The organism is Streptomyces sp. CO7, from assembly GCF_053474865.1.
In genome coordinates this window covers 190787-205189 of the sequence record NZ_JBRIOU010000001.1, presented here as the reverse complement: position 1 = coordinate 205189, position 14403 = coordinate 190787, and the positions used below count along the sequence as shown (strand labels likewise).

Below are 14403 nucleotides of genomic sequence, written 5' to 3'. Positions count from 1 at the left end.
CCCGTGCACGCTCTGCCCTGCCCGCCCCGCCACGCCCACGGGAGACGTATTCGTGAAGGAACCAGTGCACATCGCCACCGGCCGCACCGCGAAACCCGACCTGCAGCAACTGCTGCGCGAGGTGGCGCTGGGCGACCACGAGGCCTTCGCGGCGCTCTACGACGCCGTGGCCGGCTCCGTCCTCGGCGTCGTCCGGGCCGTTCTGCGCGACCGGGCGCAGTCGGAGGAGGTGGCCCAGGACGTCCTGGTGGAGGTGTGGCGCACGGCCCCGCGGTACCGCCCCGAGCGCGGCACGGCCGTCAACTGGATCCTGACCCTCGCCCACCGCAGGGCGGTCGACCGGGTCCGTTCGGTGGAAGCCGCGGCGGCCCGCGACACCAAGGCCGCCCTGCTCGGGCACCAGCCCGCCTACGACGAGGTGACCGAGCAGGTCGAGACGCGCCTGGAGCAGGAGCAGGTACGCCGCTGCCTGCGCACCCTGACCGAACTGCAGCGCCAGTCGGTCACCCTGGCCTACTACCGGGGCCTGACCTACCGGGAGGTCGCCGAGGCGCTCGCCCTCCCGCTCGGGACCGTCAAGACGCGGCTGCGCGACGGACTCATCCGGCTCCGCGACTGCCTGGGGGTGACCGCGTGACCACGACCGACCCGCACGCCCTGACCGGTGCGTACGCCCTGGACGCGCTGCACGACGACGAACGGACCGCCTTCGAGCGCCACCTCGCCGACTGCGGGACCTGCGCGCAGGAGGTGGCCGAGTTCACCGCCACCGCCGGACGCCTCGCCCTCGCCGCGACCGTGCGCCCCCAACCCGCCCTGCGCGAGCAGGTGCTGCGGCGCATCACCACCGTGCGCCAGGTGCCGCCCGACGCCGCGCCCCCGCAGCGCCCGCGCACCGGCGTTCTGCGCGGGCAGGGCCTGGCCCGGTGGGCGCTCGCCGCCTGCGTGGCCGCCGCGACCGCCTTCGGCGGCGCCGCCGTGTGGCAGTACGAGCGCGCCCAGGACGCACAGGGCCGGGCGGCGCTCGCGGAACGGCGGGCCGAGGAGGTGGCGGCGGTGCTGGCCGCACCCGACGCGGCCTCGCGCTCGGCGAAGGTCGCCGGCGGGGTGGGCACGCTGGTGGTCTCCGCCGAGCAGGACCGGGCGGTGTTCGTCGCGTCGAGGATGGCGGCGCCGCCGCCCGGCAAGGTCTACCAGCTCTGGTTCGCCGACGGCGCCGAGATGCGCTCGGCCGGCCTGATGGACCCCGGCCGCGACAGCCAGACCATGCTCATGCGGGGCGCGGTCGACGACGCCTCGGGCGTCGGCATCACGGTGGAGCCTGCCGGTGGTTCCGAGCGGCCCACCTCGGAGCCGGTCGCCCTGCTGGGCGTCCCGACCTGACGCCGGGCGCCCGACGCACGTCGAGGGGGGAGCCCGGCCACCGCCGGGCTCCCCCCTCGTTCACGCGCTCCGGGCGTCAGCTCGCCGGCATCAGCACCGAGTCGATGATGTAGACGTGGGCGTTCGCCGTCCTCACCCCGCCGCAGACGACCTTGGCGGAGTCGCCGACCGTGAAGGACTCGCCCGAGCCGGAGGCCGTCAGCTTCGACTTCTCCAGCGTCGTGAAGGAGCCGTTCTCCAGGTCCGCGGGCGCCAGCTTCTCCCCGACGACGTGGTAGGTGAGGATCTTGGTCAGCTGCTCCTTGTCGTTCAGCACCGCCTCCAGGGTCTTCTTCGGGATCTTGTCGAAGGCGTCGTTGGTCGGGGCGAACACGGTGATGTCCTGCGCGTTGTTGAGCGTGTCGACCAGGCCCGCCTTCTTCACCGCCGTCACCAGGGTGGACAGGGCCGGGTTGTTGGAGGCCGCGGTGGCCACCGGGTCCATCGCCATGCCCTCGAAGGAGCCGGGGCCGTCCTTCGGGACGGAGGAACAGGCGGGGCCGAAGGGCTGGTCCGCTCCGCTCGCGGTCGCCGAGCCGCCCATGCCCTCGTCACCGCCCCTGCTCTCCGCGGCCGACGCCTTCTTCGAGGAGCCGGCCGCCTCCGCGTCGCCGCTGTCGCTCGAGCAGGCGCTCAGCGTCAGCGGCAGCACCGCGGCGGCGGCGAGGAGACCGGTGGTACGGCGGATACGGGTGTTCATCGTGTTCTCCTGTCGGAACGGCGCAGCGCTCTGCTGCGACCTGGGGTGTCACGGAAGGGGGTGTCACGGAAGGTGGTTCGGGAAGGGCGGGGCTGTGCGGGGCCGGGGGATCACTCCACGGTCACGACCACGGTGTGCCGTCCGGTGGCGCCGTCGGGGAGCGTGCGGGTGCGTCTGCCGGTCTGCACGAGGCCGTCCCGGTCGGTGGCGCGCACGGTGAGGGTGTGGCTGCCCCGGGTGGCAGGCCAGGGCAGGGACCACTGCCGCCAGGTGTCGCGGGTGGCTTCGGCGGCCAGGTGCGCCTCCTGCCAGGGACCGTCGTCCACCCGCACCTCGACCTTGTCGATGCCCCGGTGCTGGGCCCAGGCGACGCCGGCGATCATCACCGTGCCGGTCCCCAGGCGGGCGAACGGCTTGGGCGTGTCGATCCGGGACTGGGTCTTCACCGGCGCCCTGCGGGCCCAGCCCCGCCTGACCCAGTACGGGTCGTGGTCGGCGAACGTCGAGAGCTCGATGTCCTCGATCCACTTGCAGGCGGACACGTAGCCGTACAGGCCGGGGACGACCATCCGCACCGGGAAGCCGTGCGCGAACGGCAGCGGCTCGCCGTTCATGCCGACCGCGAGCAGGGCGTCGCGGCCGTCCATCAGCTCCTCCACCGGGCTGCCGATCGTCATGCCGTCCACCGAGCGGGCCACCAGCTGGTCCGCCGGGCCGCCCCGTGACGGCGGCCGCACCCCGCACTCGGCGAGCAGCTCGGCCAGCCGGACGCCGGTCCAGCGCGCGTTGCCCACGTAAGGGCCGCCGACCTCGTTGGAGACGCAGGTCAGCGTGATGTCCCGCTCGACCAGCTCCCGGCGCAGCAGATCGTCCAAGGAGTACACGGCAGGCCGGCGCACGCCCCTGCCGTGCACGCGGAGCCGCCAGCGGGCGGCGTCCACCTCGGGCACCACCAGGGCGGTGTCCACCCGGTAGAAGTCCCGGTTCGGGGTGACGAACGGGCCGACCCCGGCGACACGCAGCGCGGACCTTTTGGGCAGCGCCCGTGCCGGCGACCCGGGACGCGGCAGCACGACCGCGGCACGCGAGGCGGCCGCGCCCTCACCGTGCCGGGCGTTCAGCGCCCGGCCGGTCATCCCCGCCACGCCCGCGCCGACCGCGGTGGACGCGACGGCGACGACGAAGCCGCGCCGGTTCCGTCCCTCGGGGGTCGCGGGTGACTCGGGTGCCGTGGGTGCCGCGGGTGTGCGGGGCCCCGCGCCCTCGGGCCCTGCCGACGCGTCGGGCCCCGCAGGTGCCGCAGGTGCCGCAGGTCCGGTAGGTCCCGCGGATCCGGCGGGCACCGTCACGGTCGCCGCGGTCAGGCGGCCCACCAGCAGGGACAGGAGCACGGCCCCCGTCGCGGCGCCCGCGGCGGAGGGGAGTGCGTCGACGACCCCGGCGGAGTCGGGACGGCCGACGGCGACGGCCGCCCCGACGCACCCGAGGAGCAGGACGCCGGTGATCCCGGCCCACCGGTACCGCACCGCCACGACGCCCAGGCCCAGTGCCAGCACCGACACCACGGCGAGGATGCCGAGCTGCAGCACGAGCTTGTCGTCGGTGCCGAACTGGCGGATCGCCCAGTCCTTGACCGCGGCGGGCGTCACGTCGACGGACGCGCCTCCCACCGCGACGACCGGACCGGACCGCGGGCGCCGCACCGCCGCCGCCGCCAGCTCGGCCACCGCCAGCGCCGCGGCACAGGCCGTCAGCCCGCTCAGCGCCCCCGGCACCGCGCGTGACGACGGCCCCGGCCGGCCCCGCTGATCCTTCTCCTCGTCCCTCACGCCGGGAATCCGGTACCGCCCCCGGGGGCGGATTGGTCCCCGACCTGATCAGGTGAAAAGAAATTCCGGACCCATCCGCCACGCGTTCCGCAACGAATTCCCCGGTTGAGGACCGACCGCCCGCCCGGTCACCCCGGGGACGGACGGCGGCCCCGGGAGCGGGCGGCACCCCTCGGGGACGGTCGGCGCGAACGCCGAAGGCCGGGGGCGAGTGCCCGCGAGGCCTCACACCTCGCACACACCCGCCCCCGGCCACGGTTCAGCGCTGTCGACGCCGGGCTCCCGGCGCCGGCGGACGGCACCTCCGGATGCCGCCCCCTAGGACTTCGCGTACCTGTTCGCCATCTGACCGGCGAAGTCGTACACCGTGCAGGGCTCGTCGCCGACGGTCCACGCGTCGTGGCCGGGGGAGCACACGAACACCTCCCCGGGGCCGACCTCCAACTCGGCGCCGTCGTCCATGCGGATGTGCATCCGGCCCTGCACCACCAGCCCGTTGTGGTGGACCTGGCAGCTGTCGGTCCCGGCTATCGGCGCGAGGTCCCGCGACCACCGCCAACCGGGCTCGAAAGTGGCCACCGCGCAGTCCAGCTCCGAAAGGTGGACCGCTTCGAGGTGACCGTGCGGGAAGTCCCGGTGCTCGTCCGGCTTACTGGGGGTCTTGACCTCCAACATGACGATGCCTCCTTTGAGCCACACATCCATCGTGTGCACCGTCCGGCCCCATGTGCAACGTCGTGCCGACCTCCGGCCCGCTGCCCGAGCCGCGGTGTCACCGCCCCGCTCCGCGCCGCGCCGCACTCGGCATCCGGCACCCTGTATTCGGCATCCGCACCACGAAGGGCCGGTCCGGAAGGCTCTCACCCCCCGCACCGGCCCTTCCGCCGACGCCACCGTTCGGTCCGTCGGTCAGAGCCCGCAGGAACCGCTGTCGACCTGGAAGTACCGGCCGCTGGACCAGCGGCACAGCCGCATGCCGACGACGACGCCGACGATGGTCACCAGGGCCGGCAGGTATCCGCCGGCCACCTGGATGATCGGAATGGCCGGGCACCCGCCCGAGATCGCCCAGCCGGTGCCGAACAGCACTGCTCCGGGGACCACGCCACCGTGGATCCGTCCGGGCGTGCGGCGGACCCGCAGCAGGGCGAACGCCACCGCGATGATCACCACGGCGCCGGCGAAGGAGAGGAACATCCGCAGGTCCTGGAAGGTGAACATGCGGTTCAGCTCGGCGTAGTCGCCGAAGCCGATGTTGGCGACGGTGAAGCCGAGGCCCAGTCCGGTGACGACGGTGGCCAGCAGAAGCGCGCCCCGGGTACGCATCAGATCACCTTCCACAGGAGGAACGACACCGCGACGGCGGTGCCGAAGAACACGGCGGTCGCCACGATGCTGACCGGGCTCAGACGGCCGCAGCCGTTGAGCCCGTGGCCGGAGCTGCACCCGCCCGCCAGCCGCGTACCGAAGCCGACCAGCACGCCTCCCACGAACAGGAGGACGGTCATCAGGAGCGGATCGGCGGTCACCAGGTCCCGGAACGCCGGGCCCATGTCGAGGCGGAGCTCGAACCGTCCGGAGGTGACCGCGGCGATCAGCCCGCCGACGAAGATCGATATCAGCAGGGTGGCCTGGGTGAACAGCGGCGCCGGGCGCCGGTTCGTGGCCGCGGGAGGGGCACTCACCGGTGGTTCGACGTCCACCTGGAGCGTTCCCGGCTGTCCGTACGGATGCTGCCGCGCGGAGGACGGGGCTGGGGACGGCGCGGTGCCGAAGTGCTCCGCCGTGGCCGCGGCGAGCGCCTCGACGAGAGCGCGGTCGTCGGCGAACTCCTCGTCCATCCGCTCGAGGCGACGCTCGCGCCGCCAGTGCACCACGCGGTCCCACGCGGAGGACACACCGAAGGACCGGTCGGTGGCGAGGGCGTAGTAGACGGTGACCAGGGCGAGCCCGACAGCACCCGCCCACCAGGGCCAGTAGGTAGTCATGCGGGTCGGCTCATCCAATCGGTCAGTCGAGCCCACAGGCCACGCCTCGCGCGGGCCGCCCGCGGTGCCTGCCGGGCGGACCCGGCGTGATCCTGCGAGGCGTAGGGGGACGGTGCCGGCCGGCCCAGCGTGAGCGGCATCGCCGGAGCTCCCGTCGCCCAGGGAGTGACGCTCTCCGGAGCCGCGACCCGGTGCCCGGACGGCGCGGCCGGCCGAACCGGCTGCTGGGCCGGCGGCTGCTGGGCCGCGTACGCGCCCTGCGGCGACTGAGTCGCGTACGAGCCCTGCGGTGACCACGGCTCCTGCCGCACGGCCGCCTGCGGGAAGCCGTGCCCCGCGGCGGGCGCGCAGGCCCCACCCGTGTCGGCGGCGTCCTCGAAATGCCGCGCCTGGGCCCCGTTGGGCAGCAGGCTGATCGGCACACGTTCACCGGTCAGTGACATCTTGTAGCGTGCGCAGCCGAGCCACTGGTCGTTGCTGTCGCAGTAGTAGTCGCGCCAGCCCCGCAGGCTCTCTCTGAGCAGCGGGAACAGGGGACACCCTGTGGCGTGCGAGCAACCCACGTCGCTTCCTCCGATCGGCCGCACCACCCTGCTAAAAAGGGCAGCCGCCGTTCTCGATTTCCTGCCTTCGCCGTCGCGGCGGCGACCGCGAACTCGAAGCGACGCCGTGACGGCCTGTCATGCAACGGAGTTACGCCTCCGTTTATCCGACCGGCCGAGATGGAATCACCGTTCCGTATTCCAGGCAACTTTCCAGCAATTTCTCGCGCCGGAGCCGATCGACATTGCCGAGTGAGTGGTGCCATGCGCCGCCCATGCCTGTTTGTCTTCCCATGTCAGGACATTCAGGGGCGGCGAAAACGCCGCTCGGGGCGTCACGCGGCGTCGGTGACGACTTCCGTGTCGATGCTGCGCCCATTGTTCGCGGGGACGGTGAGCGCGCGGAATGCCTTGTGATGAAAGCGTGAATTCGCGTGTGAAGAAATTGTCAATCTTCCATGCGTCATATGCGGGCGCCGTCCGCCGGGACCGCATACCGCGGCGCTGTCCGGGTCGACCCGCACCGGTCCATCTGCGGCGGCGCACGTGTGCGCCGCCGCGGAGGGACCGCCTCCCTCCTCCGGCCGGCGCACCGCCCGACTGCTACCGTCCGCCCCCATGTGGGCTCAAGAGGTCGTGGCCGGCCGACCGGCGTGGCGGCACACCCCCTCCGACGTGGTCTTCCGCGCCGTTCCCGGTGGGACGTTCCGTATGGGCCTGTCCGACGAGGAACTGATCGCCGCCCGTGCTCTCGAGTGGATCGGTGAGGCCGATGAGAGCCTCGATCTCTTCTTCGCCGCTGCGGGCCAGGCCCGGCCGGTGCGAGAAGTGCGGGTCGAGCCGTTCCTGATCGCCCGGCATCCCCTGACGGTGGCGCAGGCACGGCACTGGCTCCCCGAGTACGAGGACGCCTTCGTCGAATCGGACACGGGGACGGCCCGATTCGACGACGACCTGGACGACCTGCTCGGGGCGTTGCCCTTCCGGCTGCCCAGCGAGGCGGAATGGGAGTACGCCGCCCGCGCGGGCACGACCACCCTGACCTTCCGCGGCAACGCCAGGCCGGACGAGGACCAGGTCCTCGACGACTTCGCCGACGAGGAACGCACCGCCGCGACCGAGAACGCCTTCGGGCTGGCGGCGATGGGATCGGCCAACGAGATCTGCGCCGACGTGTGGATCCCCCACTTCACGGACGCCCCGGCGGACGCCCGCCCCCGCACCGGGGACGGACCGCGGGTGGTGCGCGGCGGCGGCGGGGACCTCTCCCCGTGGCAGGGCTGCGACGAATGGACGCTCCTGTTCTCCGCCACCCGCGGCCCCTACCAGGACTTCACGGCGGTCCGCCCGGTCGCCCCTGTTCCGAGCGGTTGACGGGCCGGCGCGGTGAGGCACTGTCCGGCGGTCCTTGAGGCCCCCGGGTACGGGCCGGCAGCGTAGGCGGACGGAGACTGCCTGGCCCCGGCATGGTCAGACACCCCCGGGCCCGGCGAAGATGTCGGCATCCGGGCCCGGACGTGACGTGCGCTCCAAGGACCACGGGTCGGAGCGGAGCGGCACCATGGCATGGGTAGTGGGAACGGGCGCCTTCCTGGGGCTGCTGGTGCTCGTTTCGGGCATCGTCACGCTGCGGACAGGGTGGATCGTGCCCACGGCGCGCCGCCACGTCACCAGGCCCCGACTTCACGGCCTCGGCGCCCTGCTCACCGGCGGCTCCGTCGTCCTGCAGAGCCTCTTCCACTTCCGCGTCCTGCCCGGCGTCTCCTGGGACGTCCGCTTCTTCGGCGGGAACGCGCTCCTGTTCACCGGACTGCTCCTGATCGCCCTCGGCCAGCTGCTGCCGCTTCGCGGAAGCCGGGAGCACTCCGATCCCTCAACCGTCTGAAGCGCGCCGCCCCCTCACGGCCGGGGTGGAATGGCTGCGTCTGAGCGCTCGACGGAAACGCACCACCCCTTCGAGGCCGTGTGGTACTACGAGCGGCGCACTTGGCACGGTTGTGGCACAGGCTTCGCTGATCAGTTGGTGGGTGTGCCGGTCTCGCCGCGGCGGGGGCCGACCGACCGGATGCGGTCACCGAGGGCAGCGAAGGCCACTGACTGGCCGGCCTCCTTGCGAACGGTGCTCAGGCCGGCGCTGTCCTTGTCCAGGGTGGCGACCACTGAGTGGGGGAGTACGTAGAACTCCCACTGGGCTGTGTCGAGCGGGTCGTAGTCAGCGTGGGCACGGGCGGTCTGGACGGCGAAAACGTAGACGTCGGCGTTGTACGACTTGGCCTCCGAGTAACCCGTACCGGGTGACCATGTGCGAGCGCGGAGCCCACTGAAGCGGACCGGGGAAGGTTCCCGTTGGTCCCAGGCCTGCAGGTAAGCGCCGGCCTTGACTTCGATGCGCAGTCCGTCGTCCGTCTCGACGTCGTGACTCGCCCATTCCACACGGGGTTTGTGGGAGCCGACCGCCTGGTGGACCAAGAACTCTGCGAACAGGCCGCGCGTGTTGTTCATACGGAGGTCCGGCATGGCGAACCGCCAGAAGTCGACCACGGTCGCGTCCTGGACGCCGACGATCGACTCGTCGCCGCGGAGCGGCGGCATGGCACGCGGGGTCAAGGGCAGCTGAGCGGACCGCTTCATGCGTCGCAGTCTGCCAGGTCGGCGAAGCGTGGTGCCTGCGCATCGGCCGTTGGCAATGCTTGCCGGAACACTGCTGGGATGTCCGCAAGGAGTGCAGCCGAGCCCGTGCTCGCAGCCTGGGAAGCTGGCCCCGGGGCGGCGGGGAGTGGCTGCGGATTCTGCCGGAGGAGAAGCCGAGCGGACGTAGTGGTACGCGTGGCACGGCGCCTGAAACTGCTAAGGGTCAGCCTGGGAGGAAACCCCTCCTGCGCTGGCCCTTCTCTGTGTGCCCCCGGCAGGATTCGAACCTGCGACACCCGCTTTAGGTGATCCCTCCGGGCGGGGCCGTGACCTGGGCAAACGTCACCGATACGCGCTTGACCTGCGGAAATGCGTCTCGCCGGTTCTCGCTCCTTCGCAGCACTTCCCGGCCTCATGTGTGCTGTAGGTGTGCTGCGGACGGTCGTCATGCCGGGATCGCCGCGGGCGGTCCGGCCAGGTCGGCCGCCGTTCGGTGTGTCGACGGGCCGGTCTCTGGCTGCGGTAGGTGGTGTGGCTCTCGAAGGGCTGAGCAAACGGTCCGGACGCCGTTAACCTGGGACCAACAGAGGCACGCGGCCCGATTCAGCGGAGGGGATGCCGATGACCACCGCCTCGAGCGAGGTTCCTCACCCGCCGCACTCGACGGCGCACCCGTTGCGGACCATCCGTGACATCCGGGAATCCCTGCCCAACGACCAGCGCAGGCACTTCGATGCGGAGCTCGCCGACACGGAGATCGAGGCTCTGCCCGAGATGCTGAACCGCTGGGTGGCCTTGAGCAACGACGGCTTCGAGGAGTTCCTGCTGTCCCGGCCCTTCGAGGGCATGGACTTCGGAGCCCGCTCCTACGACGAGCAGTCGGACGCCGAGTGATCTATCTGCTCGACACGAACGTCGTCGCCGAGCTCACGACGCGGCCCAAGCCCGACCAGCGTGTGTTGGCCTGGTTCCGGTCCACGCCCAGGCCAACCGCTTCCTCAGTGTGATCACCGTGGCCGAGATCGAGGCAGGGGTGGTCGCCACGGTGGATCCCGTGCGCAAGGCCCGCTACGGCCAGGCGCTCGTCGCCGTACGGCACGAGTACGCCGGACGCGTCGCACCGATCGGCGAACCGGTAGCGGCCGCTTACCTGAGCATCCACAAGACGCTGAAATCGGCTGGCGCCGGCATCGACCCACCGGACGCCCTGATCGCTGCCACGGCCCTGGCCAACGGGTGGACGGTGGCCACCCGCAACATCAAGCACCTGGCCCGAACCGGCGCCATGGTGATCAACCCGTGGGAACAGTTGGTCTGACCAGGCCGTGAGGGGCCGTCGACGTTGATGTCGGAGGCCGCCCAGGGAAGTGCCTGGGCGGCCTCTCGGTGGTGCCCCCGGCAAGTTTCGAACCTGCGACACCCGCTTTAGGAGCGAGGTGGGAGAGCTCTCCGGCCGGCCTGGGACTTCGAAACCGGGTGTGGTGGCCGGCAACCCGACCGTGCAACGCCCTCGTTGACCGTGGTTGACCGCTGAATCCGGCATGGTTGTGGCACGAACTCCAGCCGACGGCAACCAGCCAAACGGCGGGCGTGGCCGGGGTGCGCCGACCGATCACGCCCACGTGTGTCTCGCGGTACCCCCGCCGGCCTCAGCCACGCCACCGGCTTGTGCCATCGACCAGCGCCGAGTGTCACGCTTAGTCGGCCGACTTCACCCGGTGTTTCAGTAGGTCATGTGCGTGTTCTGGTCAGCCGCTGGGAAGCGGTTCCGATCGAGGTCCGTCACTTCGACAGGATGAAGTCCAGGGCGTAGCCGGGAGCAGTCGTCCAGTAGGTGACACGCTGACCGTCGTTGGCGTACAGCGTGTCGACGGGCATGGGGACGTCGATCGGCTTGCCCGCACTGCTGCCGGGCTTACGGCCCTGCAGGTTGAGGGTGATGCTCTTCGCCTCGTACTCATCCATGGGGCCGTTGACGAGCAGGGCGGCATATGCCTCCTCACCCGGAGCGAGGGTGACGGGCACCCCCGGGTGCGGGTCGCTCTCCTTGATCACAGGGGCCGTGGTCCGACCGGCACCAAGCCGCACGAGAGGGTAGCGGTAGAGGTCGCACTTCTTGGCGCCGGTGTTCTGGACGGTGAGGAGGAGGTGCCTGGCGTCCTCGCTGTTCGCGGGCTCCTTCACGGCGGACACCCCGAGGACCTCCTGGGAGCAGGCGGTGACGGCGCCCCTGTCCCCACTGCCGCCCGAGCGGTGCGTCACCGCATCGCCGGCCTTCCCGCTGCTCGTCCGCGGCACGGTGGCGGAGGCCTGTGCCGACACACCCCACCCAAGAGCCAGGACGAGACCCGCGGCCACGGCCACACGGTGGGCCGCAAGGGACTTCATGTTCATATGCGTGTTCCTCTTCTGATCGGTATGAGGTTGCGTGCGGGCTGTCGTGGCCACACCACCCGCTCCCTCTCGGACCTCGGACCTCGGACCTCAGGGGCGGGGCGAAGGCGGTCGGGCACCCTTGGAGCGACCGCCCCCTGTACCCGGGCGCCCAAAGGGACTGGGTATCCCGGCGGACGGGTGAGTCGGGGGCGTGGTGCTGCCGTGCGGTCGGCCGCTTCAGCCGGTGCGACAGCCATAGCGTCGGACGCCAGGTGGGCCTGGGACAACGGCTGCCCCCAACCTGCAACGGAGGGACGATCCCACCCCCCACGACCTGCAGAGACAGGCAAGCCTGGGATGCCTGTCCGGGATGGGAAACTCCCTGAGGTCGGCGTCCGGACGCCCGGTGGACTCGGCCGGCGCCCGCCGCCCCGGCCGACGCCCGGCCAACGGCCCTGCCCCAGAGCCCGGTGGTGGTGGCGGTGCCGGACCCTTCGGGGAAGGCTGCATCGGGTGAATGGGCAGCCGCCCCGGCGCAGCGGTGGTGGCCCCGGAGGGCGCAACCGATCGGGCTGGGTGATCGCCCGCTGTCTCGTCCTGCGCGGAGACGTCCTCCGCCCACTCGTCCGGGCCACGCGGTGCAGCGGCGGGAGGAGTGGTCCGATGCGGTGTGCGGGCCCGGCTGACGGAGGCGCGGAAGGCGACGCCCCGGGCCGCGGGTGGGAGTGGTCCCGAGGAGAGGGATGGCGCAGCCCTGCAACCATCCCAGCCGTACCGACGTTCAGGTACGGGGAGTGTCTGGGATGCCGTCCACGATCCGAACATGACGGCACAGGCCAACGGATGGATGTGAGCACGACCGCATGGATGCAATCCACGACGAGGTGGCGGAGTTCGCGCTGCTGCTGACGCGTCTGAAGGAGCGCACAGACCGTAGCTACGCGGCGCTGGCCCGCCGTCTGGGCATGAACGCCTCCACGCTGCACCGCTATTGCGCCGGTGAGGCGGTTCCCACGGACTTCGCCGGGATCGAGCGGTTCGCCGCGCTCTGCGGAGCCTCCCCCGAGGAACGCGTGGAGTTGCACCGCCGTTGGATCCTGGCGGTCGCGGCACGGCGACAGCCACGCCCATCCGGTGCCCGGCGGACACAGACGCCTCATGACACCACGAGCACGGCGGCATCCGCGAGCCACAGCGGCCCGGCGGGCGAGGCACCCGAACCGACCTCACCGGCCGACCCACGGCCGGGGCCGACCTCACCGGCCGACCCACGGCCGGGGCCGACCTCACCGGCCGGCCCACGGCCGGGGCCGACCTCACCGGCCGGCCCACGGCCGGGGCCGACCTCACCGGCCGGCCCACGGCCGGGGCCGACCTCACCGGCCGGCCGGCGGCCCCCTGCCGGGTGCCCTCGACGACGGCCGGTGCGATCGACAGTACTGGCGGCCTCACTTGCCATCGCGCTCGCCGGCCTCACTGCATCCGCTGTCGGGCCCCCTTCGAGGGGCGGTGAGCCGTCGGCCTCCGCCGGCACCTCGCCGGTACCCTCGGCGTCGGCCACGCACAGCGAAGGCAGCCCGCGGGAGAACCGGGCGAGGACCGGCAGCACGGCCCCGCCGCGGGAGAACCGGGCGAGCGCCGGCACGGCCCCGCCGCAGGCCCCGCTCACCTGGACGGCCAACTCCCAGCTCTGGCAGCTCGACTGCGCCCATGACTACGTCATCGCCAAGCAGCCGCAGCAGGTCCCGCCGCCGCCGATCCCGGCTGACGCTGCGGTGTGGGCCGCGTCCCAGGAAGCGGTGCACGGGCGCACCACGAATGTGCGGATCTCCGTGCAGGGGCGCGGCTCCGCCGCCGTCATACTGGAAGCACTGCATGTGCGCGTGGTCAACCGCACGACCCCCGCCGCCCGCCGGGGCATCGCCTACTCCACGTACGAAGGCTGCGGCGCCATCCTCGTCCCCCGCTACTTCTCCGTGAACCTCGACGCGCGCCGACCCCTGGCCCGTTCGATGCCTGGCAACGAACCGGACAGACAGGCCCCCGCGATCGACTTCCCCTACCAGGTGTCCCTGCGGGAGCCGGAGGTCCTGCTGCTCGCCGCGCACACCGAGTCCTGCACCTGCGACTGGTACCTCGACCTCGACTGGTCCTCACAGGGCCGAACCGGCACGGTGCGCATCGATGATCACGGCCGCCCGTTCCGCACCACCAGCATCGAAGGGCTACCGCACTACTGGTACCGGAGCCCCCGTGGCTGGGTCCCCATGACCGCCGCCGAGGACAAGGCGGCAACCGGCAGCTCCGGCGACTGACGGCGCACACACTTACCGTGCGGTGGACTCGCGGGCGGAACTTGCAGCGCAGCGGCGGTCCCCTCACGGGTGACGATGAGCATGGTGAGCCACTCCACGAGCACATGTGGCAGGTCGAGTGCGGTACGACAGATGACCAACGAGGCCCCCGAGCAGCAGCGTGATGGAGACGTCAGACATCTTGATCAACAGCCCGGGGCCCTCGCTCGTTGCGCTTGGCCGGGGCCACCTGATCGGAGCCCGCCTCGAAAAAGCTCAGTGACCGACACCGTCGATGTCGGACGTGGATGTCAAAGGCCCCGGACCATGATCGGTCCGGGGCCTTTGCGCTGGTGCCCCCGGCAGGATTCGAACCTGCGACACCCGCTTTAGGAGAGCGGTGCTCTATCCCCTGAGCTACGAAGGCAGGAGGCCTGGCCGAGGGCCGGACCGCCGGGGTCAGTGTAGCGGGTGAGGGCTCGTGGGTGAGGGGTGTATGCGGCGTGAGCTGCGGTCGTCGGTGGGGTGGGCCACGGCAGGCGGTGGGCCTAGGCTCCGCGGCATGGACAAGGAGTCGAGGGGCGAGCGCTGTGGGCAGTGCGGGTCCGGGGAGCTGGAGCC

At 71.8% G+C, this 14403-nt stretch carries 14 protein-coding genes, 1 tRNA gene and 2 pseudogenes; 8 read left to right on the top strand and 9 right to left on the bottom strand.

What is annotated here, in order from left to right; translation table 11 throughout:
- Positions 1-52: 52 nt before the first annotated feature.
- A complete protein-coding gene (gene sigK, locus ACOV8S_RS00945; protein ID WP_448315357.1) occupies positions 53-637 on the top strand; it encodes an ECF RNA polymerase sigma factor SigK in 585 nt (194 codons plus the stop codon).
- Entirely contained in the window at positions 634-1383 is a 750-nt protein-coding gene (locus ACOV8S_RS00940; protein ID WP_448315355.1) for an anti-sigma factor, read from the top strand. The genes sigK and ACOV8S_RS00940 overlap by 4 nt, the downstream gene beginning before the upstream one ends.
- Before the next feature lie 76 nt (positions 1384-1459).
- Here ACOV8S_RS00940 and ACOV8S_RS00935 read toward each other — a convergent pair whose 3' ends face one another.
- The 5 genes from ACOV8S_RS00935 to ACOV8S_RS00915 all read right to left on the bottom strand — a co-directional run bounded on the left by ACOV8S_RS00935 (position 1460) and on the right by ACOV8S_RS00915 (position 5939).
- Positions 1460-2122 (bottom strand): fasciclin domain-containing protein, encoded by a 663-nt coding sequence (locus ACOV8S_RS00935; RefSeq protein ID WP_448315353.1) that lies wholly within the window; start codon positions 2120-2122, stop codon positions 1460-1462.
- A gap of 110 nt (positions 2123-2232) precedes the next feature.
- Positions 2233-3951: a molybdopterin-dependent oxidoreductase gene (locus tag ACOV8S_RS00930; RefSeq protein WP_448315351.1), complete on the bottom strand. Its 1719-nt coding sequence runs from the start codon at positions 3949-3951 to the stop codon at positions 2233-2235.
- A gap of 318 nt (positions 3952-4269) precedes the next feature.
- Entirely contained in the window at positions 4270-4626 is a 357-nt protein-coding gene (locus ACOV8S_RS00925; RefSeq protein ID WP_351113105.1) for a cupin domain-containing protein, read from the bottom strand.
- Between the two features lie 234 nt (positions 4627-4860).
- Positions 4861-5277 (bottom strand): YeeE/YedE thiosulfate transporter family protein, encoded by a 417-nt coding sequence (locus ACOV8S_RS00920; RefSeq protein ID WP_448315348.1) that lies wholly within the window; start codon positions 5275-5277, stop codon positions 4861-4863.
- Positions 5277-5939, bottom strand: a complete 663-nt coding sequence (locus tag ACOV8S_RS00915) for a YeeE/YedE family protein (RefSeq protein ID WP_448315346.1) — start codon at positions 5937-5939, stop codon at positions 5277-5279. The genes ACOV8S_RS00920 and ACOV8S_RS00915 overlap by 1 nt, the downstream gene beginning before the upstream one ends.
- 1160 nt (positions 5940-7099) lie before the next feature.
- On the opposite strand from ACOV8S_RS00915, the gene ACOV8S_RS00910 reads away from it, so the two are divergent.
- Both ACOV8S_RS00910 and ACOV8S_RS00905 read left to right on the top strand, forming a co-directional pair.
- Entirely contained in the window at positions 7100-7855 is a 756-nt protein-coding gene (locus ACOV8S_RS00910) for a formylglycine-generating enzyme family protein (RefSeq protein WP_448315344.1), read from the top strand.
- Between the two features lie 187 nt (positions 7856-8042).
- Positions 8043-8366 carry a hypothetical protein gene (locus ACOV8S_RS00905; protein WP_448315342.1) on the top strand — a complete coding sequence of 108 codons (324 nt, stop codon included), beginning with the start codon at positions 8043-8045 and terminating at the stop codon, positions 8364-8366.
- Between the two features lie 131 nt (positions 8367-8497).
- Here the strand turns inward: ACOV8S_RS00905 and ACOV8S_RS00900 are convergent, their stop codons facing one another.
- A complete protein-coding gene (locus ACOV8S_RS00900) occupies positions 8498-9112 on the bottom strand; it encodes a hypothetical protein (RefSeq protein WP_448315341.1) in 615 nt (204 codons plus the stop codon).
- Between the two features lie 621 nt (positions 9113-9733).
- On the opposite strand from ACOV8S_RS00900, the gene ACOV8S_RS00895 reads away from it, so the two are divergent.
- On the top strand, positions 9734-10006 hold the full coding sequence (locus ACOV8S_RS00895; protein ID WP_448315339.1) for a hypothetical protein: 273 nt from the start codon (positions 9734-9736) through the stop codon (positions 10004-10006).
- Between the two features lie 118 nt (positions 10007-10124).
- Positions 10125-10430: a PIN domain-containing protein gene (locus ACOV8S_RS00890; protein WP_448315337.1), complete on the top strand. Its 306-nt coding sequence runs from the start codon at positions 10125-10127 to the stop codon at positions 10428-10430.
- Between the two features lie 464 nt (positions 10431-10894).
- On the opposite strand, the gene ACOV8S_RS00885 is transcribed toward ACOV8S_RS00890, so the two are convergent.
- On the bottom strand, positions 10895-11506 hold the full coding sequence (locus ACOV8S_RS00885) for a DUF4232 domain-containing protein (RefSeq protein WP_448315335.1): 612 nt from the start codon (positions 11504-11506) through the stop codon (positions 10895-10897).
- 845 nt (positions 11507-12351) lie between these two features.
- Between ACOV8S_RS00885 and ACOV8S_RS00880 the strand changes: the two are divergent.
- Both ACOV8S_RS00880 and ACOV8S_RS00875 read left to right on the top strand, forming a co-directional pair.
- A pseudogene (locus ACOV8S_RS00880) lies at positions 12352-12510 on the top strand (helix-turn-helix domain-containing protein); the annotation flags it as partial.
- 402 nt (positions 12511-12912) lie between these two features.
- Complete coding sequence (locus ACOV8S_RS00875) at positions 12913-13803, top strand: hypothetical protein (protein WP_448315686.1); 891 nt, start codon at positions 12913-12915, stop codon at positions 13801-13803.
- Positions 13804-13862: 59 nt separating this feature from the next.
- Here ACOV8S_RS00875 and ACOV8S_RS00870 read toward each other — a convergent pair.
- Together ACOV8S_RS00870 and ACOV8S_RS00865 are read right to left on the bottom strand one after the other, a co-directional pair.
- A pseudogene (locus tag ACOV8S_RS00870) lies at positions 13863-13943 on the bottom strand (IS5/IS1182 family transposase); the annotation flags it as partial.
- 190 nt (positions 13944-14133) lie between these two features.
- A tRNA-Arg gene (locus tag ACOV8S_RS00865) sits at positions 14134-14209 on the bottom strand.
- Positions 14210-14403 lie beyond the last annotated feature (194 nt).

What these genes read in the sequence shown, in the direction of transcription:
- ACOV8S_RS00935 (WP_448315353.1), bottom strand. Translation starts at nt 2,122, where the DNA reads ATGAACACCCGTATCCGCCGTACCACCGGTCTCCTCGCCGCCGCCGCG.
- ACOV8S_RS00920 (WP_448315348.1), bottom strand. Translation starts at nt 5,277, where the DNA reads ATGCGTACCCGGGGCGCGCTTCTGCTGGCCACCGTCGTCACCGGACTG.
- ACOV8S_RS00895 (WP_448315339.1), top strand. Translation starts at nt 9,734, where the DNA reads ATGACCACCGCCTCGAGCGAGGTTCCTCACCCGCCGCACTCGACGGCG.
- ACOV8S_RS00905 (WP_448315342.1), top strand. Translation starts at nt 8,043, where the DNA reads ATGGCATGGGTAGTGGGAACGGGCGCCTTCCTGGGGCTGCTGGTGCTC.
- ACOV8S_RS00925 (WP_351113105.1), bottom strand. Translation starts at nt 4,626, where the DNA reads ATGTTGGAGGTCAAGACCCCCAGTAAGCCGGACGAGCACCGGGACTTC.
- ACOV8S_RS00885 (WP_448315335.1), bottom strand. Translation starts at nt 11,506, where the DNA reads ATGAACATGAAGTCCCTTGCGGCCCACCGTGTGGCCGTGGCCGCGGGT.
- ACOV8S_RS00915 (WP_448315346.1), bottom strand. Translation starts at nt 5,939, where the DNA reads ATGACTACCTACTGGCCCTGGTGGGCGGGTGCTGTCGGGCTCGCCCTG.
- ACOV8S_RS00910 (WP_448315344.1), top strand. Translation starts at nt 7,100, where the DNA reads ATGTGGGCTCAAGAGGTCGTGGCCGGCCGACCGGCGTGGCGGCACACC.
- ACOV8S_RS00900 (WP_448315341.1), bottom strand. Translation starts at nt 9,112, where the DNA reads ATGAAGCGGTCCGCTCAGCTGCCCTTGACCCCGCGTGCCATGCCGCCG.